At 40.6% G+C, this 19,809-nt stretch carries 19 protein-coding genes and 1 pseudogene; 1 reads left to right on the top strand and 19 read right to left on the bottom strand.

Going from position 1 to position 19,809, the window contains the following annotated elements:
• Positions 1 to 2: 2 nt before the first annotated feature.
• From mshL to ACMZOO_RS08790, 5 genes are read right to left on the bottom strand one after another with little or no spacing between them, the layout of a single operon-like run.
• Complete coding sequence (gene mshL / locus ACMZOO_RS08810) at positions 3 to 1,628, bottom strand: pilus (MSHA type) biogenesis protein MshL (RefSeq protein WP_440903005.1); 1,626 nt, start codon at positions 1,626 to 1,628, stop codon at positions 3 to 5.
• A gap of 3 nt (positions 1,629 to 1,631) precedes the next feature.
• Entirely contained in the window at positions 1,632 to 1,991 is a 360-nt protein-coding gene (locus ACMZOO_RS08805; protein WP_440903004.1) for a general secretion pathway protein GspB, read from the bottom strand.
• On the bottom strand, positions 1,988 to 2,656 hold the full coding sequence (gene gspM, locus ACMZOO_RS08800; RefSeq protein WP_440903003.1) for a type II secretion system protein GspM: 669 nt from the start codon (positions 2,654 to 2,656) through the stop codon (positions 1,988 to 1,990). The genes ACMZOO_RS08805 and gspM overlap by 4 nt, the downstream gene beginning before the upstream one ends.
• The gene (locus tag ACMZOO_RS08795) at positions 2,653 to 3,303 is read right to left on the bottom strand and encodes a hypothetical protein (RefSeq protein ID WP_440903002.1); all 651 of its coding nucleotides are present in this window, start codon (positions 3,301 to 3,303) and stop codon (positions 2,653 to 2,655) included. Before ACMZOO_RS08795 ends, gspM begins: the two co-directional genes overlap by 4 nt.
• Positions 3,300 to 4,256: a hypothetical protein gene (locus ACMZOO_RS08790; protein WP_440903001.1), complete on the bottom strand. Its 957-nt coding sequence runs from the start codon at positions 4,254 to 4,256 to the stop codon at positions 3,300 to 3,302. Before ACMZOO_RS08790 ends, ACMZOO_RS08795 begins: the two co-directional genes overlap by 4 nt.
• Before the next feature lie 111 nt (positions 4,257 to 4,367).
• Here ACMZOO_RS08790 and ACMZOO_RS08785 point away from each other — a divergent pair, with 111 nt between their 5' ends.
• Positions 4,368 to 5,315, top strand: a complete 948-nt coding sequence (locus tag ACMZOO_RS08785) for a 1-aminocyclopropane-1-carboxylate deaminase/D-cysteine desulfhydrase (RefSeq protein WP_440903000.1) — start codon at positions 4,368 to 4,370, stop codon at positions 5,313 to 5,315.
• Here ACMZOO_RS08785 and ACMZOO_RS08780 read toward each other — a convergent pair.
• The 14 genes and pseudogenes from ACMZOO_RS08780 to potA form a co-directional block, all read right to left on the bottom strand.
• Entirely contained in the window at positions 5,269 to 7,149 is a 1,881-nt protein-coding gene (locus ACMZOO_RS08780) for an EAL domain-containing protein (RefSeq protein ID WP_440902999.1), read from the bottom strand. The two genes, ACMZOO_RS08785 and ACMZOO_RS08780, sit on opposite strands and share 47 nt — an antisense overlap.
• 90 nt (positions 7,150 to 7,239) lie before the next feature.
• Entirely contained in the window at positions 7,240 to 7,863 is a 624-nt protein-coding gene (locus ACMZOO_RS08775; protein ID WP_440902998.1) for an outer membrane beta-barrel protein, read from the bottom strand.
• Positions 7,864 to 8,022: 159 nt separating this feature from the next.
• Complete coding sequence (gene ilvA, locus ACMZOO_RS08770; RefSeq protein ID WP_440902997.1) at positions 8,023 to 9,576, bottom strand: threonine ammonia-lyase, biosynthetic; 1,554 nt, start codon at positions 9,574 to 9,576, stop codon at positions 8,023 to 8,025.
• Between the two features lie 4 nt (positions 9,577 to 9,580).
• Positions 9,581 to 11,422: a dihydroxy-acid dehydratase gene (ilvD, locus tag ACMZOO_RS08765; protein WP_440902996.1), complete on the bottom strand. Its 1,842-nt coding sequence runs from the start codon at positions 11,420 to 11,422 to the stop codon at positions 9,581 to 9,583.
• 136 nt (positions 11,423 to 11,558) lie between these two features.
• Positions 11,559 to 12,488, bottom strand: coding sequence for a branched-chain amino acid transaminase (locus ACMZOO_RS08760; RefSeq protein ID WP_016954591.1), 930 nt, complete (start codon positions 12,486 to 12,488; stop codon positions 11,559 to 11,561).
• A gap of 17 nt (positions 12,489 to 12,505) precedes the next feature.
• Entirely contained in the window at positions 12,506 to 12,769 is a 264-nt protein-coding gene (ilvM, locus tag ACMZOO_RS08755) for an acetolactate synthase 2 small subunit (protein ID WP_016954590.1), read from the bottom strand.
• A 1-nt stretch (position 12,770) separates the two neighbouring features.
• Positions 12,771 to 14,414, bottom strand: coding sequence for an acetolactate synthase 2 catalytic subunit (gene ilvG, locus ACMZOO_RS08750; RefSeq protein WP_440902995.1), 1,644 nt, complete (start codon positions 14,412 to 14,414; stop codon positions 12,771 to 12,773).
• Positions 14,415 to 14,802: 388 nt separating this feature from the next.
• Entirely contained in the window at positions 14,803 to 15,015 is a 213-nt protein-coding gene (locus ACMZOO_RS08745) for a hypothetical protein (protein WP_440902994.1), read from the bottom strand.
• Positions 15,016 to 15,144: 129 nt separating this feature from the next.
• Positions 15,145 to 15,255, bottom strand: a pseudogene (locus ACMZOO_RS08740) (type II toxin-antitoxin system RelE family toxin); the annotation flags it as partial.
• Positions 15,256 to 15,400: 145 nt separating this feature from the next.
• On the bottom strand, positions 15,401 to 15,601 hold the full coding sequence (locus ACMZOO_RS08735) for a hypothetical protein (RefSeq protein WP_440902993.1): 201 nt from the start codon (positions 15,599 to 15,601) through the stop codon (positions 15,401 to 15,403).
• Positions 15,602 to 15,888: 287 nt separating this feature from the next.
• Positions 15,889 to 16,962, bottom strand: coding sequence for an extracellular solute-binding protein (locus ACMZOO_RS08730; protein ID WP_440902992.1), 1,074 nt, complete (start codon positions 16,960 to 16,962; stop codon positions 15,889 to 15,891).
• The gene (gene potC / locus ACMZOO_RS08725; protein ID WP_440906294.1) at positions 16,959 to 17,729 is read right to left on the bottom strand and encodes a spermidine/putrescine ABC transporter permease PotC; all 771 of its coding nucleotides are present in this window, start codon (positions 17,727 to 17,729) and stop codon (positions 16,959 to 16,961) included. Before potC ends, ACMZOO_RS08730 begins: the two co-directional genes overlap by 4 nt.
• Positions 17,716 to 18,603, bottom strand: a complete 888-nt coding sequence (gene potB, locus ACMZOO_RS08720) for a spermidine/putrescine ABC transporter permease PotB (protein WP_440902991.1) — start codon at positions 18,601 to 18,603, stop codon at positions 17,716 to 17,718. The genes potC and potB overlap by 14 nt, the downstream gene beginning before the upstream one ends.
• A complete protein-coding gene (gene potA / locus ACMZOO_RS08715) occupies positions 18,600 to 19,715 on the bottom strand; it encodes a spermidine/putrescine ABC transporter ATP-binding protein PotA (protein ID WP_440902990.1) in 1,116 nt (371 codons plus the stop codon). The genes potB and potA overlap by 4 nt, the downstream gene beginning before the upstream one ends.
• Positions 19,716 to 19,809 lie beyond the last annotated feature (94 nt).

Below are 19,809 nucleotides of genomic sequence, written 5' to 3'. Positions count from 1 at the left end.
GATTACTCCGCTTGATACCATTGTTTCAGCAGGTTAGATGACCGCTGCAATTGTTGCTGCCAAGTGCCTTTACCAACCACTGTTGGTTTAATCATAATGATCAGTTCTTTTTTCTGCCGTGATTTAGACTTGGATTTAAATAATTCTCCTAACACTGGAATATCACCCAAAATAGGTGTTTTAGAATCATTGTCTCTTTCTATGGTTTGCATTAAACCGCCAATAACAACAATTTCACCCGAGTTGGCTTTGATTATTGTGTCTGATTCGCGCACATTGCTTTGTGCTAGCGGCAAGGTAAAACTTTGCTGATCAAGCGTCACTACTTTAACTTGTTCTGTGGTGTCAATAACCGATGGGTGTACGTGCAAAATAACTTGGCCGTCTGAATTGATTTGTGGGGTTACATCTAATGCAATACCGGAGAAAAATGGCTCTAGTTCAATATTTGGTGTTGAGGTCGTGGCTGTGCCTGTCACAGTTGTAGTGGAGACTTCAGTGACAAAATATTCGTCGGTACCAACTTTGATCACAGCTTTTTGATTATTCGCTGCGGTTAATCTTGGGCTAGATAATACTTGCACATTGCCTTGGGTTTCCAATAAACGAATCAGTCCAGCAAAGTCGCCGTTATTAAAAGATAAACTGGTAATGCCGCCTAATACGTTAGTAATAGTGTCACCTAAGTTTGCGCCTGTACGCACTGACCCTATAGTGGTTGTATCTATGCTGCCTAATACGGTTTCCCATTCTATGCCTTGTTGATAACCGTCATTTAAACTGACTTCAATCACTTTAGCTTCAAGGATCACTTGGCGTTGCATTTGTTGTTCGGTTGCGGATAAAAATTGGCGAATATTACGAATTTCGTCAGGAAAGGCGCGTACAGTTACTAAACCCGCTTGTGGATTAACTATTATGCTGCGGCCTTCTTGTGCAGCTAACAAGGTATTTAGCGCCGTTCTGAGCTCTTGCCAAAAGTCATTTTGGGTATTGGAAACTATGCTGGTGCCATTGGCACTGCTATTGGCCAAATTGTTGCCGTTGGTTTGATTTGCTTGTTGGCCAGATAAACCTAAATTAGAGTTATTGCCGTTGTTATTGGTGGCATTGCGAGAATTGCTCACGCCGCCTGAGGTAATTGAGGTAAAAGATGCGCCGAATCTTTGCATTGCTAAATAATCAACCGAAATGGTTTCAGTGCGCATACCCGCTGGGAATATTTGTAATAAGCGACCTTTTAACCGTATATCGTAACCATAAATGTCTTTAACTATCTCAACAACTTCCGCTAGGGTGACGCCTTTTAACGACAACGTGAGGTCACCTGACACACTCGGGTGGACAACTAAATTAAGGGCTGTGTCGGCAACTAGGTTACGGAAAAAGGGTTCAATGGCAACAGCTTGCGCTTCAATATCATAACGTTTGTCGTCTGCAAGTGGATCTTGGCTGAGCTGACTCAGTTCAGGGGTTAAATCAGCCCAGACTTCATCTGGAATTTGTGTTTCGGCAGCTTGTGGCTCATTCGCTAACGCCTGTTCTATCTCAGGTGAGAGTTGGCGTGACTGACAGCTTGCCAATAAAAAGATTGAGATAACAAAGCTTAATCTGAGTTTTATGCTCATGGTCTAATGGTCATCCAATTTACTTGCTGTTTTAATCTGCACTGAATTCAGATTGAGAGTTTGTTGTTCGCCGTTTTTATTGAGTATAACGGTTTTCGGCGTAATTTTTACTATTTGAGTTTCCGAATTAAGCCACTGTTTTTCTTGATATGTCTTGTTATTAATAATGGCAAATTTTTGCTGATTATTGAACATAATTGCTTGTAGATTCGCTGAATTATTTTTTGCTACTGTGGTTGAGCTAGTTGGGGCTGTACCCAATAAACTGAAATTTGGCCGTGTTGGGTCGGTTGGCAAAGCAAAACACACTGAGCTTATTGTTAAAGTAACTAAGCTCAGCAAACAAGAATTTGTTATTTTCATAGCTTAAGCACATCCTCTGTTAAACTCAGTGTCGCTATTTCAACACTTAATTGACCGGTCGGATATTGTTTAACTTGGTAATGGAAATTTTGCCAATTGAGCTGCCAAGGTAAAGATTCAATGCTTTGCAAAAATTGGTAGATGTCTTGATATTGGCTTTCAATAACCAAATGTAAATTTTGTTGGTATAAACTAACAGGCATAGCTGTTTGTTTTTCAGTTGCTTGAGCTGGATTCGCCATTAAGTCGACTGCGGGTTTAGCGGTTAAACTGATTAACTTAACTTTATCACTTTGTTTGAGCATATCTTGCAGTAACCGGGTCATTTGCTCTGTGTTGACCAACTCTGCTGATATGTGCTCTAGTGCCATATCCATATCATTTAATCTTTGGTTTAACTGCTGTATTTGTTGGGTTAATGGTAAATTTATATCTATACGGAGCGCTTTTTTTAAATCTTCCGAGCTTGATTCCAAAGCAATAATTTGTTTTTTGAGGTTTTTTAGCTCTTGTTGTTGTTTGCTGTGTTTTGCCCAGGCAGGCTCAATTAACAACATAACAAAAACATAAATTAATAAGCCAGATACACCAAAACATATCATGAGTTTTTCGCGTTTACTGATTTGGCTGTATTTTTCTGTTAGTTGTTGCCACTGTTGTTTCATAATTGCCCCACTACTGGCAACTTGCCAATACTTGGCTGTAGTTTTATGCCCTGACTACTTGCGCTAGGTTTTTGGCTTGCAACACTAAACTGGGTGTACAGACCGTTTTGTGAAGCGTTGAAGCTTAAATCTTTAAAGGTTTTGCCTGCAAAATAGTATGACTGGCTTAACCCAGCGAGCCACTGCGGAATAACTGACACTTTGGCTGCACCACCTTGCAAAACGATTTGTTCTTGCTGGTAGATGATATTTTCTAACCAAATAGCTGACTCATGGTATTGAGCTAAGTCGGCCATAAGTGGTGAGAATTTAAAATTGTGTTGTTTGCGGCTAGTCACAAGTTGGCGCACGGCATTTTTTTGCGCTATTTCACGGCTTAAATTGACTATAGTGTCTTTTAATTGTGGATCTTGGCTGCGCTCAGATAAAGCTGATTCAAACTCAGTGACTAACATTTGTTGCTGATTGATTGCTTGGCTAATTTTTTTATGTTCAGCAGCTGTCACTGCGGCTTTGTTGTTTATCCAGCTTGATAACCCAACTAAGCAAATCAATAAAACTGACCAGATACCCATAACACGGGGCAAACTGAGTGGATCTGGCTTAGGTTGAAACTCTTCTAAGTATAAATTGATATCGCGCTTCATACTGCATCCCCTTGGGCTGATTTGCTGTGCTCGTACAAGAGTTCTTGCACTGCGCCAACAGCTGGGAAGTAGGCGTGATTATCTGATTCTGGTAACTCGTCAACTAAACGATTTTTTAATGGCAAAACAGGTACATCAAAGTTTTCGCCTATTTGATCAATTAACATATTCTGATGTTTGTTTTGCACTGAAATATAGATGCGTTTTACCGGTGCTTGGCGTAATTGGCTTTCAAAATAATCGAGAGAGCGTTGAATTTCTAAACTTAATCCGTCAGCGGCACCATGTTTTATTTCTAATTCAGCGAAGGTATCTAACTTGTCATAACCACGAATACGGCGGAAGAAATAAATTTCCCCTTCTTTAACAATTTGCACTAACAACTGTTCGTTTGGATGGTGGACAACTAATAACGATGCTTCGTGGTCTTGCAAAAATAGGTCTTCATATGCCAGTTCGTCTATAGTGATGCGCTTAAGCTGATGACATTTTTGACGGCATACTTTAGCCACCATCAAAACAAAATTTTTATTGGCAATCACTAAGTTGATTTTATTTTGGCCGTGCTGCTGCACAGGAATATCAAAATATTCAGTAATCACTTCATCTAACGGACTGTTAATATAGTCTGCTGCTGTGTATTTTATGGCTGCCGCCATTTCACTTTCAGCAACATCTGGTTTGTCAGCAACAAAAAGTTGATACTGAGAGCCGGGTAAAACAACATTGAGTGATGCTTGTTTTAGCAGAGGTGTGCTATCTAAAATCTGGGTTATGCAATTGAGCCAGTCTTCAGAGCCATCGAGGCTTTGCTCTGCGGTGTGAATAGGGTTTTTTTGCCCTTTTTTATACATTAACAGATAGGCAGCTGTACTGGTCATCATTAAAGATGCGTAATAAAGGCTGTTTTTGTTTTTACTGAATTTCTGTAATATTGTTTTTAGACTAAGCATGGGTCACTTTTATCTGGGGTATACTATCCGTTCAACACAAGGTTACAGCCTGACGGTTTAGTAAAATCAGTTACTTAATTATCAACTAAGATTCGTTATTTTCCAACTTTAATGTTTACCTTACCTTCTCCAATCAGCAAAATTACTAGCCAATTGTTCGCAGGTACAGGGCTTGAGGTCTTTGTTAAACGCGACGAACTTATACATCCAATTGTTAGTGGCAATAAATGGCGCAAACTAAAATATTTTTTTACTGGCGATTTACCGCAACATATTGTTAGTTTTGGTGGTGCTTATAGCAACCATATTCATGCGCTGAGTTTTGTTGCCGCGAACCATCAAATACCACTAAGCCTTTACATTCGTGGCGAACAAACTTGGTTAGATAGGCCAGAGCGTTTAAGCTCAACAATTGCAGACTGCTTGCATAACAAAGCGCAATTGCACTTTGTTGACCGTGCAAGCTATAGACGCAAAGATGATGCTGATTTCAAAAAAGAGTTGTTACAAGCGTATCCAGAGCAGACTTTATTAATTCCAGAAGGTGGATGTGATCAAGTTGCACTAACGGGTGTTGCTGAAATTTTGTCTGAACAGCAGAATGATTTTGATTATATTCTGTGCCCTGTGGGGTCGGCGACAACTTTAGCTGGATTAATAAAAGCATCGGATAACAAACAAACTATTGTTGGTATTGCCGCATTAAAACAAGCGGACTATTTACGTCAACGTGTGATGGAATTAGTTGGGCCGTCAATCAAGGATAAAAACTGGCAATTATTGACTGAATTTCACGCCGGTGGCTTTGGCAAAGTGCCTGAGCAAATATTGCAGCTGGTTGTGGACGTTTATCAGCAACACGGCATTATTTTAGACCCAATTTATACCAGTAAAATGTGGTTAGGGTTTAATCAGCTAATCACACAAAACTATTTTAGAGCTGGTAGCAAAGTGCTATTGCTGCACACAGGTGGACTGCAAGGTTGGCGCGGTTTGTTACAACAAAACAAAGTTACAAGTGACTATTTGTCAAAGATAGGCCTGCCTCAGGCAAATTAAAATACTGCCCTTGGGCACCGGCCAAATTCAGTTGTTTTAATGCTTGCCACTCGGCTTCAGTTTCTAATCCAAAGGCGAAAATTTTAACCGAAGTGTCTGCGCAAGTGCCTTGTAGGCTACGGATAAATAATTGGTTTTCACTTTTACTTTGGATGTTACGCACTATGCTGCTGTGTAATTTCAAATAAGAAATTGGGTGGTGTTTTATGTACTCAGAGCTAAGAACATACTGACCGACTTGGTCGACTAATATTGCGACATGCAATTTATCCAGCTGCTGCAAAAACAGCGTCAGCTCTTCCGAATATTCGACCATAGCGTACTCAGATATTTCTACAATCAAACGCTGAGCTTGTTTGGGTTTTTGCGTTAGTTCATTGATAAACCATTGTTTAAATTCGGCGTTGAGTAGCGCTTCTTGCGAAAGATTGATGCTGTATCGCGCTTGGCTGTTCGTATCTTGTTCAAACAAGCGAAAGAGTTTTAGCACCACTTGTTTATCAATTTGAATGATTAATCCACATTTTTGTGCCATAGGCATAAATAGACTAGCTTTGAGGATTTTGCCGTCGTTATCTTTGAGCCTGACTAGCACTTCTTGATGGTGTACCTGCCGAGGGGACTGTTGCATTACTGACTGAAAATATAGGATAAATCCGTTTTGCATTAAAGTGCGCTCTAACAAGGTACGCCATTGTAGCGAACCCATAGCGACAGTTTTTACTTTATCTTGTTCTTGGTACATAAACCAATTTATACCACCTTGTAATTGTGCAGCACGAATCGCCATATCGGCTTCAAGCAATACTTGGGTGAGTTGATCACCTGAGCGAAAACTTGCGACGCCCATATGATATAAACTTTCTGGATCAAGTGGTGGTGGTACACGCACATGTGACAGTGCTTTGAGTAAGTGTTTGCACAAAAGCTCTATATCTTTGACCGATACATTGGTGAGTAAAATTGCAAAATCACGCTCAGAATAGCGAGCAAGTAACGCTGATGGATGGCGTTTTAAACTTTGTTCCAATATTTGCGTGAATTGACCAAGCATATCGTTGGCGACTTTTTTATTGCGCTCTAGCAGCTGTTCTAACTCTTCAATTCTTAACCCGATAACAAAACCCTGTTCAACTTGCTCTTCAACATTTAACAGAGCTTCGAGACGGTTTTCGAAAAATACTCTATTGCCAATGCCCATATCTGGGTCTAAAAAGGTTTGCGCACGTATAAATTTATCTACTCTGTTTTGTTCGGTACGGGCTATGGCTAATTCTTCGAGCAATATATTTAACACTTCAAATAAGTCTGGGTGTTTGTTGTTATTTTGGTTGCGATTACTCTGAAACAAACGTCGTGCTTTGCGCTCGGTTTGATAAAGTTTCTGTTCGATATTTTTGCCAACTGCCCAAGCTAGTATTAATGCTGCTAACCAAAACAAACAGGTTATAGTCACTAATAAGATGATGTGTTTACCACTTAAAATTAGGTATTTAACTTTAAATTCTTTGCTGTTTTTTAGTTGGTAACTTCTAGTTGTGCCTGTCCAATTTAACCAAACGTTTGGACGAATATTGATTTGTTTGTCACCATCAATGATAGCAACTATAGAGTTATTAGCTGTTAAATATTTTGGTAGTTGAGTTAATTTTATATCCGGTTGTGATAGTAATATGCTGGTGATTAGCTCGTCGCTATGTAATTTGGCACTTTGTGAAATGGTGAAACCCCAAACCATGGCGAAAAAGATCACAAAAATGGATATTGTAATCGCAAGGCGCTGTTGCCAGCTATGCAATGTTCTCGCTATGGTTTTGAGTGGTAGTGCGGTCATCTTATCCTTGATCCCTATAACCCTTTCTTTGTTAGAATAGAAGATAATCTGGAATAAAACAAAAGATTAGCGCACAAAATAACGTTATTGTTAGTAATAGCTGTAACCAAAAGTTACCATCAGACCACTAGACAAGTCGCCACTTAAATAGTTTTGATAACTAAGTTGCATTAAGAAACTTTCGTTAAACTGAATATCTAAGCGTGGAGCAACATATAAACCTGCGCTGACGTCTATATCTTCAGAATAACAATTTGAACAATTGCTGATGCCTCTTTCTGAGGTAATAGTAAAATCGTAGCCGCCCATAAAGGTAGCTGAAATAGTCTCATTAAAAGCGTGTCGGTAGCCGATTTCACCGTAAACTCCGAATGCATCAGCATCAGAGCTTTCACTAGATTGTTTTCCGCTCCAACTATTTTCGACTTGTTGCGAAAATTTCTCTTCATCATCATACAACAAACCAGATACGCCAACTCCCCAAACAAAATTACCTGTTTGGTCTTCGTAACCGAAGCGAATTGACGTAGCAGAGTCACCTATGCCTTCAAAAAATGCGACTGTTTTATCAATACCGATAGAGCCGACTGAAAAATACATAACACTTTGTTGATGTTGGTAGCTGTCTTGTGAGCCAGCATCTTCCGCTTGTGCCACAGAAGATAAGGCTAATAAGCTAGTAGCGAATAGACATTGTTGCGTTAACTTTTGCATTTATTTTAATTCCCTGTAGTCCAAATTTAGTAAGCCATCTTTTGTGGACTTGAACTGTAAATTTGGTTTAGTTTGATTATTTCACGCCGCTGATTAAATCAGCGGCGTTGATATTAAATGGACGGGAGTCAAATGTCTAAATATTTGTGGGTGTAGTTGTTAGCTCTTCAAAAAGAACTTATACGCTGGATTGTTGGTTTGGTCGTTATAGCGATAACCAATTTTATCCAAGTGGCTGGTAAACTCTGCAAGCTCGGCTTCATTTACATCAAAACCGGCTAACACCATACCACTGGCAGCGCTGTGGTTGCGGTAGTGGAATAAGGTAATGTTCCAACGCTGACCTAATGTTTGTAAAAAGTTTAGTAACGCGCCTGGATATTCTGGGAAATCAAAACTAAACAATCTTTCATTGGTTAACTCAGGAGCACGACCACCAACCATGTGGCGGACATGTTGTTTCGCTACTTCGTTATCAGATAAATCAAACCAATCTATATTGTTTTGTTTAAGCTCGGCTAATACTTCTTGTAGCTCGTCTTCACCACGGCGCAGTTTTAAACCCACATAAATATGCGCAGCTGTGCTTGGTGCATATCTATAGTTAAATTCAGTAATAGCGCGGCCACCTAAAATCTCACAGAATTTACGGAATGCACCTTTTTCTTCTGGAATAGTCGCAGCAATAATGGCTTCTTTTTTCTCACCTAACTCAGCGCGTTCAGACACATATCTAAGTGTATGGAAGTTGATATTTGCGCCACATAAAATACCGGCAAGCTGCAGTTTTTCAGTTGGTTTATTGGCCGCTAACCACTTTTTGATACCAGCAACTGATAATGCACCAGCAGGTTCAGCAATTGCACGGGTATCATCAAAAATGTCTTTAATTGCCGCGCAAATTTCATCACTGTTAACTGTGATGATTTCGTCAACGTATTGCTGGCAAAGCCTGAAGGTCTCTTCACCAATAATTTTAACTGCAACACCGTCAGCAAATATGCCAACTTGGTCGAGCATAACTCTTTGGTTTTGTTCCATCGCAGCTTTTAAACAAGCTGATTCGTCTGACTCGACCGCAACAATTTTAATATTAGGTTTAAGCTGTTTTAAATAAACTGCGATACCGGCAGCTAAACCACCACCACCGACAGCAACAAATACCACGTCTAAGTCGCGTTTAGCGTCAAATAATTCTTTAGCGATTGTGCCTTGGCCAGCTATTACATCTTCATCATCAAAAGGGGGTACATATGTATAACCTTCTGATTTTGCCAGCTCTTGAGCATGGTTGCTGGCGACATCAAAGCTGCGACCAATTAAAATGATATCAACCCATTCACCACCAAAGTTACGCACAGCTTCCACTTTAATATCTGGGGTGGTTTCTGGCATGACTATGGTTGCTTTTACTTTCATGCGATTGGCTGAAAGTGCGACACCTTGCGCATGATTACCCGCAGATGCTGTAATAACACCACGTGCTTTGGCATTGTCACTTAGGTTGGCAATTTTGTTGTAAGCACCACGAAGTTTGAACGATTTAACCGGTTGTTGGTCTTCGCGTTTTAACCAAATATCGTGGTGTACACGTTGCGACAACCCACCCATGTAATTGAGGTCGGTATTTTTGGCCACGTCATATACAGGGGCGACTAAGATTTTGCGCAGGTATTCCTGCGCAGATAAATGTTTAGTTTGGTTGTCACTCATTTTATTAGTCTTCTAATTTGCTGCGATCACGCACTGCACCTTTGTCGGCGCTGGTTGCAAACATAGCAAAAGTTTTTAATGCGAAAGAAACTTCGCGCTCACGGCTAACAGGTTTCCAGCCAGCTGCATCTTGTTGCTTACGACGCTCAGCAAGCTCAGCTTCGTCAACTTTTAAAGAGATACCACGGTTAGGAATGTCAATTTCAATGATGTCGCCATCTTTTACTAAACCAATAGTACCGCCGCTGGCTGCTTCAGGTGAAACGTGACCAATTGATAAACCAGATGTACCACCAGAGAAACGACCATCAGTGATTAGTGCACATGCTTTGCCTAAACCTTTAGATTTTAGGAAAGTTGTTGGGTACAACATTTCTTGCATGCCCGGACCACCTTTAGGGCCTTCGTAACGAATAACAACAACATCACCGGCTTTTACTTTGTCACCTAAAATGCCGTCTACTGCATCTTCTTGGCTTTCAAATACAATGGCTGGGCCTGAGAATTTTAAGATGCTTTCGTCAACACCGGCAGTTTTTACAATACAACCGTCAACTGCAATGTTACCTTCTAACACAGCTAAGCCACCGTCTTGGCTATAAGCGTGTTCTTTGCTGCGAATACAACCGTTTTCACGGTCATTATCGAGTGAAGGCCAGCGGCAATCTTGTGAGAAAGCTTGCGTGGTACGAATGCCAGCAGGGCCCGCTTGGTAGAAGGTTTTAACCGCTTCGTCTTCGGTGACCATTATGTCCCACTTAGCTAGAACGTCGGCTAACTTGCCACCTAAAACGTGGTTAGTATCAGCATGCAGTAAACCCGCACGGTTTAATTCACCTAATAAACCAATAACACCACCAGCACGGTGTACGTCTTCCATATGGTATTTTTGCGTTGCTGGTGCAACTTTACTTAAGTTAGGTACTTTGCGTGACATACGGTCTATGTCAGTCATAGTAAAGTTAACATCACCTTCTTGCGCTGCCGCCAATAAGTGTAAAACTGTATTGGTTGAACCACCCATAGCGATATCTAATGCAATCGCATTTTCAAATGCTTCAAAAGTTGCAATGTTGCGTGGCAAAATTGAATCATCATCGTTTTTGTAATATTGCTCACATAACTCAACGATGCGTGAACCCGCTTGTTTGAATAAGCGTTCACGATCTGCGTGAGTTGCCAACATTGAACCATTACCAGGTAATGATAAACCTAAAGCTTCAGTTAAACAGTTCATTGAATTTGCAGTGAACATACCAGAGCATGAACCACAAGTAGGGCAAGCAGAACGTTCAACTTCATCACTTTGTTCATCAGAAACTGTCGGATCGGCACCTTGGATCATGGCATCAACTAAATCTAGTTTGATGATTTGGTCTGAAAGCTTAGTTTTACCTGCTTCCATTGGGCCGCCTGATACAAAGATCACAGGAATGTTTAAGCGCATAGCCGCCATTAACATGCCCGGGGTGATTTTGTCACAGTTTGAAATACACACGATAGCGTCGGCACAGTGGGCGTTAACCATGTATTCAACTGAGTCAGCAATTAAGTCGCGTGATGGCAAGCTGTATAACATACCACCGTGACCCATAGCGATACCATCGTCTACTGCGATAGTATTAAATTCTTTAGCAACACCACCAGCAGCTTCAATGCTACGTGCAACTAATTGACCCATATCTTTTAAATGTACGTGACCTGGGACAAATTGAGTAAATGAGTTAGCTACTGCGATAATTGGTTTGTTGAAATCTTCATCTTTCATGCCTGTTGCGCGCCATAACGCACGTGCACCCGCCATATTACGGCCTTGGGTTGTAGTGGCTGATCTTAATTTTGGCATTGTTCTGTCTCCCATTTTTGGTTGGGTGGGTTGAGTTGGTTAATTGCCAACACAACAAATTCTATTCAATTTATATATGCAAAAGCAGGCGAGTAGCCTGCTTGATAAGTGGGTTAAGTTGACTGCAAATAAACGCTTATTCGTTTACGTAATCTAACCAACCCCACTTGTCATCGCCTACACCTTTGACTAGGTCGAAGTAAGCTTTTTGAATCTTTTCAGTAATTGGACCACGTTTACCGTTGCCCACAGTAATTTGGTCTACGCTGCGCACAGGTACAACTTCAGCCGCTGTACCACACATAAATACTTCATCTGCTAAGTATAGCGCTTCACGCGGAATCGCTTGTTCACGTACTGTGTAACCGAATTCAGCTGCTAATGTGATTAAGGTATTACGCGTAATACCTGGCAAAATACCACTGGTTAATGGTGGTGTGCAGATAACGCCATCACGCACAACAAAGATGTTCTCGCCTGCGCCTTCAGAAATACAGCCGTTTTGGTCTAAACCTATACCTTCAACATAACCGTGACGTTTTGCTTCAGTAGTGATTAAGATTGAAGATAAGTAGTTACCACCAGCTTTTGCACCAGTCGGCATAGTGTTAGGTGCTAAACGATTCCATGAAGTAATAGCTGCATCAACACCGCTTTCTAAACTTTCGTCACCTAAATATGAACCCCAGTTTAGCGCCATAATAGATGTTTCTAATGGCATTTTTGGTGGATTTAAACCCAAACCGTGTGCACCCATAAATGCAAACGGACGTAAGTAAGCACTTTTTAAGCCGTTTTCTTTGATAATGTCTTTACAGCCTTGGTTAATTTCTTCTTGGGTGAAAGGAATTTCAAAGCGGTAGATTTTAGCTGAATCGAACAAACGACGTGTATGTTCTTTTAAGCGGAAAATAGCTGGACCTTTTGGCGTGTCGTAACAACGTACACCTTCAAATACTGATGAACCGTAATGAATTGCATGACAAACAATATGCACTGTTGCTTCTTGCCATGGAATAACCTTGCCATTGTACCAAATTAGTTCTGGATAATTAGATTTACTCATTGTTAATGTCCTGAAAATTATGCATTCATTGCTACGGCTGATTGTGAAAGTGCAGAGTTTAATTCTAACTCAGTCACATCGTATAATTTTTTCAATTGATGTTCTAAATTGCTGATAGGTCGCTCGCCCGATACAGTTAATTGAATGTTGACTGTATTGTTTTTATCGCAATTTTTCATTTCAACAGCGTTTAGTGCGAAACCACGGTGGCGGACGACTCGCAATACACGTTCCATTGTTTCTGGTCGAGATTGTGCGATCAAATTAATGGTATGTGTCATCTTAGTTGCCCTCTATCATGTCGTGGTTTGCTTTACCTGGCGGAACTAACGGCCAAACGTTGTCTTTATCGTCAATTTGTACATGTAGTAAAATTGGCCCTTTGCTTTGAACAAATTGTTCAACTGCTTGGTCAATCTCATCTGCTTTGCTTATGCTAATGGCTGGTATGTCAAAAGCTTTTGCCAGCGTAATAAAGTCGGGATTATCGCTTAAATTTGTTTCTGAGTAACGCTCTTCAAAAAATAATTCTTGCCACTGTTTCACCATGCCTAAACGCTGGTTGTCTAATAAAACTATTTTAACTGGCAAGCTAAAGCGTTTAATTGTACCTAATTCTTGTACGTTCATCATAAATGAACCGTCACCTGATACCACAACTGAAGTTGCATCAGGGCGTGCTACTTGTGCACCAATTGCTGATGGCAAACCAAAGCCCATAGTACCTGCGCCACCACTAGATAAATGATTGCGTGGTGAGCTAAATAACATATGTTGTGCAACCCACATTTGGTGTTGACCAACGTCACAGCTGACTACGTGATCTTCTGGTAATGCTTTGCTTAATTGGTTTAACAATTTTGGCGCATAAATATTCTCGCCTGGGTAGTCGTAACGCCAAGCAAATTCAGTGATTAAACCGCCAACGCGCTCTAACCATTCAGGTGTATGTGGCGCAACTTTTAATTGCGGCAAAATTTGTTTGAAATCACCTAAAATCGCTACATCAGCGGTACGCAATTTGCTGATTTCTGCTGGGTCTATATCTAAGTGAATAACTTTAGCATTTGGTGCAAAAGTATCTAACTTACCTGTTACCCTGTCATCAAAACGCGCACCAGTACAAATTAACAAATCACATTCTTGTACGGCTAAATTGGCAGCTTGGTTACCATGCATACCAACAAAACCTAAGTTGTAAGCATAATCACCCGGTACTGTACCCAAAGCTTTTAAGGTTGAAATTGCCGGAATTTGGCTATATTCCAAAACGTCTTGTAACTCGTCAATTGCATCAGCTAAACCAACACCACCACCTATATAGAATAGTGGTTTTTTCGCCGCGCCAATTAAATCGCGTGCAGTAGTGACTGCATCTTGGTCGATTGCTGGAAACTGTTTGTCATTAATTGGGTAAGGTTCAAAATCAACACTGCCAATTTGAATGTCTTTAGGGATATCAACTAACACAGGACCCGGACGGCCAGACTGAGCTAATTCAAACGCCTGATGTAATACATCCGCTAGCTCATCTAAGCTTTGAACTAAAAAGCTGTGTTTAGTAATAGACAAGGACATGCCTAAAACATCCATTTCTTGGAACGCATCAGTGCCGATCAGGCTGCTGAATACCTGACCTGTAATAGCGACAACAGGGACTGAGTCCATCATAGCATCAGCTAAACCTGTTACTAGGTTAGTTGCGCCTGGGCCTGAAGTTGCCATACAGACACCAACTTTACCGGTAGAGCGTGCATAACCAATAGCTGAGAATGCCGCACCTTGTTCGTGACGACATAAGAAGTGTTGTACGTCTGAGTCGTACAAAGCGTCATAAATTGGCATGATGGCACCACCTGGGTAACCAAAAATGTGCTTAACGCCATGTTGTTGTAAAACTTTTAAAACCAGTTCAGCGCCGGTCATAACTTACCCTTTATCTTTTAATAACGACTAAAACAAAAAACCCCCGAGTCTTGCGACGCGAGGGTTTATGTTAGTCTGGTTAATTATAATTAAACCGAGTCATACCCCCGCGGTGAAGTGAGAAGCACCACCACGCTGACGACGACTAATTTAATCATAATTCGGAAATTCATCTTAATTCGATACCTGCAAAAGAGACGATTTGCATTTAGGGGCGTATAAATAGCATACAATCGGCCCTCAGACAAGAAATAGTTGCTTTTTGCAGCAAATTTGTCGGCTGATGTTGGAGGTTTCAATTGTAATTTCGAATTGGCTGGAGAATGTTAAGTAAACAGTCAAATTACATTGATGCAATTTGACTGTAGAAATCTGGTTTAGTTATTTGTTAGCTTTTCGCTTTAATCTTGCCTTTGACACATTCTTTAACCAAAGTTTTGACTGCTTCTTTATCGGTTAAATCTGTACCTGACGCTTTTAGTTCTGCACGGCATTCTTTTGATAAAACCTGACGTTCTTCTTTGCTAATTTTTTCACCAGCAAAAGCTGTTTGGCCAAATAAAGCGGTTAACACGATTAAACTAGAAATTACTTTTTTCATTAGATTTACCTATTTGTGTGGTACTAAAAATCTAACCAGAATTGATGTGATCGCGCTTGGTTATTGGGGCGATTTATATCATTGAAATTGTGCATTGCATATTAGCGTGGGTAGAGGTTTACAGATAATTTACAATTGTTTTTTATATACTTCTTTGCGGTGACGAACTCGGATGATTTCTATTAGTAATATGTCGTCTTCTATTGAATAGACTACGCGGTAGTCATTAATGCGAATTCTATATGTGTGCTCACTGCCAACAAGCTTTTAGGAGTTTGTTGGTCTAGGGTTTTCTGCGAGGGCTGTTACAGCATTAACTATGTTAGGTATGAATTTTCGCTCTAATTTTTTTAACTCTTTTTTTGCCGAGTTTTTCCACTGAATTTTATAGCAAGCCATCGTTTTTTAATTCAGCAATGAGAGCGTCGTGGCTAGTTGAACTTTCATCTCGTCGCTCTGCCGCAGCGGCAAGATCTTGAATATCTTCCATTAATTCCTGAAATTGTTCAATTGGTATGACCACTGAAGTTTTATGGCCTTCAGCATCAGTTATGTAGTGTGGGTGCAATTGTTCGACATTCATCACAGATACTCCGAATGGTGAAATAGACTTGGTATAAAGCTACGCTGGTCGAGCATAAAAATCAATCAAAACAAAAATACCGCGACACAACGGCTGAGAAGGTGAATGGGGGTGTTGCGAACAAAACTTCACAAGAGAGGGATATCTTGTGCGAGCGAGCTAGGGAGAGCCTTGAAGCGTTTTTGTGAGTAATACCCCATTTAGCTTCGACCCACAGAGCACTCAGTAGAAGCGCTAAAATAAAAGGTGGCTAAGGTTAAACCCTCAACCACCTTGTAGAAAACCGAGTATTAAACACCCGCTTTTAATTTTTCCCAGTATTTTTCAAATACTAAAATTGATTCACCTAAATCTTTGTGAATACGACCTTTTTGAATATCTTCCGCATCTGGGAAGATGATCTTATTGTCACGTAACTCAGGTGCTAACAACTCCATAGCAGCTTTGTTTGGCGCAGCATAACCTAACTCTTCAATTGCTGCTTTAGCGCTTTGTGCACGTAACATAAAGTCTATAAATTTATGCGCGTTTTCAACATTCGCTGCACCTTTAGGAATAACAAAGCTGTCTACCCAAACAATTGCACCTTCAGACGGGTAAATAAACTCAATGCTCGGCATTTCTTGCTGCGCCATATAAGCTTCACCATTCCACATCACACCAATATTTACATTGCCTTGAATTAATGGTGTTTTTGGCGAATCAGAGTTGATCATTTTCACGCCTGACCACAACGACTGTAATGCCATATAAGCAGCTTCAATTTCAGCTTCGTTGGTGGTGTTGTCATCAAAACCTTTAACCGCTAAACCAACACCCATGATGTCACGTACATCGTCCATTAACATTAATTCGCCAGCAACTTCAGGGCGCCATAAATCTTGCCAACTAGTAATTAACGCTGGATCAATAACATCACTGTTTACAGCGATAGCAGTGCTGCCCCATAAATAAGGAATGCTGAATTGATTATTTGGGTCATAATCTTTGTTCAACATGTTTTCATCTAAGTTAGCGTAGTTGCTTAACTTAGCTGCTTGAATTGGTTGTAATAAACCTTCTTTACGCATTTTTTCCACGTAAAAAGTAGAAGGCACAGCGATGTCGTAACCTTCACCCTTTAACAACTTGATTTTGGCATACATAGCTTCGTTGCTTTCGTATGTTGCATACTCAACTTCAATACCAGTTTCCTCGGTAAATTGAGCCAATACGTCTGCAGGAATGTATTCAGTCCAGTTGTAAATAACCACTTTTTCTTGTGGTTTAGCTTTAGCAGCTGCAGTTTGTTCAGAAGCCGGTTTTTCAGAGCAACCAGTTGCACCGATAACTGCTGCCATCATCACTGAAAGTAATTTTTTCATTGGGTTTTATCCTTACGAATAAGTAGTTGAGAAATAATGACAATAGTCAGTGACACCACCAACAGTAGCGTTGAAATGGCGTTAACTTCGGGTGAAACACCCACTTTTACCATGGAATACACCTTTAACGGCAATATTTCATAGCCCGGCCCTGTGACAAATGCGCTGACTATCACATCGTCTAGCGACAGGGTAAAACTTAGCAACCAACCAGAAATCACCGCAGGTAAAATTAATGGCAGGATAATTTCAATAAATATACGTAGCTCACTTGCACCTAAATCTTTGGCGGCATTGAGCATACGCATATCAAATTCTTTGAGGCGCGCGTACACAGCCACAATGACAAAAGGTAGGCAGAAGGTAATATGCGCGATAACCAGAGAGACAAATCCTAAAGTGATACCTAAGCTGATAAAGACGATTAGCAGCGCAATCGCCATCACAATTTCAGGCGTCAACATGGCAACAAACACCATAGACGACAATAAAGCTTTGCCTTTAAATTGATATCTATGCAAAGCAACCGCCGCTAATGTGCCAATAACAGTTGCAGCTGTCGCTGCAATAACTGACACAGTTAACGAGTTGAGCGCTGCTTGAATAAGCCCATCGTTATTAAATAGTTTTGTATACCAGTTGGTAGTAAAGCCACCCCACTTAACCCCGTATTTAGATTGGTTAAATGAGTTAATCACCAACACAAACATAGGCAGATAAATTAGGCTTAAAATGAGCGCGATATACAATTTACTAAAAATTCGCATCACCTAAACCTCCTTGTTTGTTGGCAAACTTCGCCGCTCTAAAATACAGCCACAACATAAAGGCCAATAACAACATAAGTAATACGCTAAATGCAGAACCGAATGGCCAATCACGCGTATTTAAAAACTGGGTTTTAATCACATTGCCGAGCAATAAATTTTTCGCACCACCCAATAAATCAGCTATGTAATACATGCCCATAGAAGGTAATAACACCATTAAACAACCTGCGACTATGCCTGGCATAGTCTGAGGAATAGTAATGTGCCAAAACCTTTGCCAAGCATTTGCTCCTAAGTCTTGAGCAGCCAACTCTAACTTGCTGTCGAGTTTTTCAAGAGATGAAAACAGCGGCAACACCATAAAGGGCAGCAAGATATAACATAGGCCAATTATCACAGCGCCTTGGGTGTACATAAGTTGTAAAGGTTTATCAATCACATCAAGCGCTAATAAAGCTTTGTTGATTAATCCCTGTTTACCCAAAATAAATTGAATCGCATAGGTGCGCACTAGGGAATTGGTCCAAAATGGCACTATCATCAAAAATAACGCAATTGCTTGCCAGCGTTTATCTAACTTACTGATTGCTAAAGCAAACGGATATGCTATTAACAAACAGCAGATAGTCGCCAGTACCGACATAGTCAGTGAGTCGAGAAACACTTGTAGATACAGAGGATCAAATGCTTTTTGATAGTTGGCGATATTAACTGGCAATGCAACTGTGTTTTGTGGATCACGGGTTAAAAAACTGGTGACCATCACCAATACACTTGGAAAAAACACAAACAGGGTTAACCATAAACTGGCTAAACCAATAGCAAGGCATTTAAAGATGCCGCAGTTGAATGTGAAGTTATTCAGCTTCATGCTGCAGCTTCACTTTTTTCAGCTGGCATAACCACTTCCCAGCCGGGTACCCATTTTAATGCGACTTTTTGATTTGGCCTGTAGTCAAATGATGGATCATCTTCGTTAAAAAACTCACTGGCAAGTACTTCTATACCTGAGCCTAAGCGAATTAATGAATCTAAGGTTTTGCCTTTGTAATTACGTTCAACCACAGTGCCGACTAGGTATTGGCTAGCATGAAAATCATCAATATACTCAACGCGTAAATCTTCAGGGCGCAACAAAACATGCACCTTATCACCGGCTGTGAAGTTGTGCTGTGCTTTTAATGTCCATTGCAAACCTTCGACTTTGACATCGTAAGTATGATCACCATCGACACTAACAATTTCACCGTCGAGTTGATTTATCTCACCAATAAAGCGCGCGACAAACAGGTTGGCTGGGTTTTCGTAAATTTGTCTCGGTGTGCCAAGTTGCTGCACTTTGCCTTGATGCATAACCAAAATGCGATCAGACATAGATAAAGCTTCTTCTTGGTCGTGTGTTACATAAATAAAAGTAATGCCGAGTTTGCGCTGTAAACGCTTAAGCTCTAACTGCATTTGTTGACGCAATTTATAATCAAGTGCAGATAAAGACTCATCTAATAACAATACTTTAGGTTGATTAACCACAGCACGGGCAATAGCTACACGTTGCTGCTGACCGCCAGATAGTTGTGCAGGTTTTCTATCTGCCAAATGGGCGAGTTGCACCATTTCTAGTGCTTCAACAACACGCGGTTTAATTTGTTTTTTATCCACACCTTGCATACGCAAACCGAATGCAACATTGTCGAATACCGTCATATGTGGGAATAGTGCGTAACTTTGGAAGACAGTATTGATTGGACGTTTTTCGGCTGGTAGTTGGCTGATATCATTACCCAGCAATACTATATTGCCCGCATCAGGCATTTCCATACCGGCGATCATGTTTAAAATTGTGGTTTTGCCACAACCAGACGGGCCTAATAAAGTAAAAAATTCACCATCAAAAATAGTTAAATCGAAGCCAGACAGGATCGAGTGCCCAGCGTAAGACTTTTCCAGCCCACGCAGCTGTAATAAAGCAACTGAATCGTTCAACCGCTAAATCTCCAAAATGTAAGTAAAAACAAAGTGTTAATTGGAAGCTAAAGTGGTGGGCCAGAGAAATGCAGAAGGGCTGATTTTGCACACG

Source organism: Catenovulum sp. SX2 (genome assembly GCF_052056295.1).
Taxonomy (GTDB): domain Bacteria; phylum Pseudomonadota; class Gammaproteobacteria; order Enterobacterales; family Alteromonadaceae; genus Catenovulum.
This window is presented reverse-complemented; position numbering and strand designations above follow the sequence as displayed.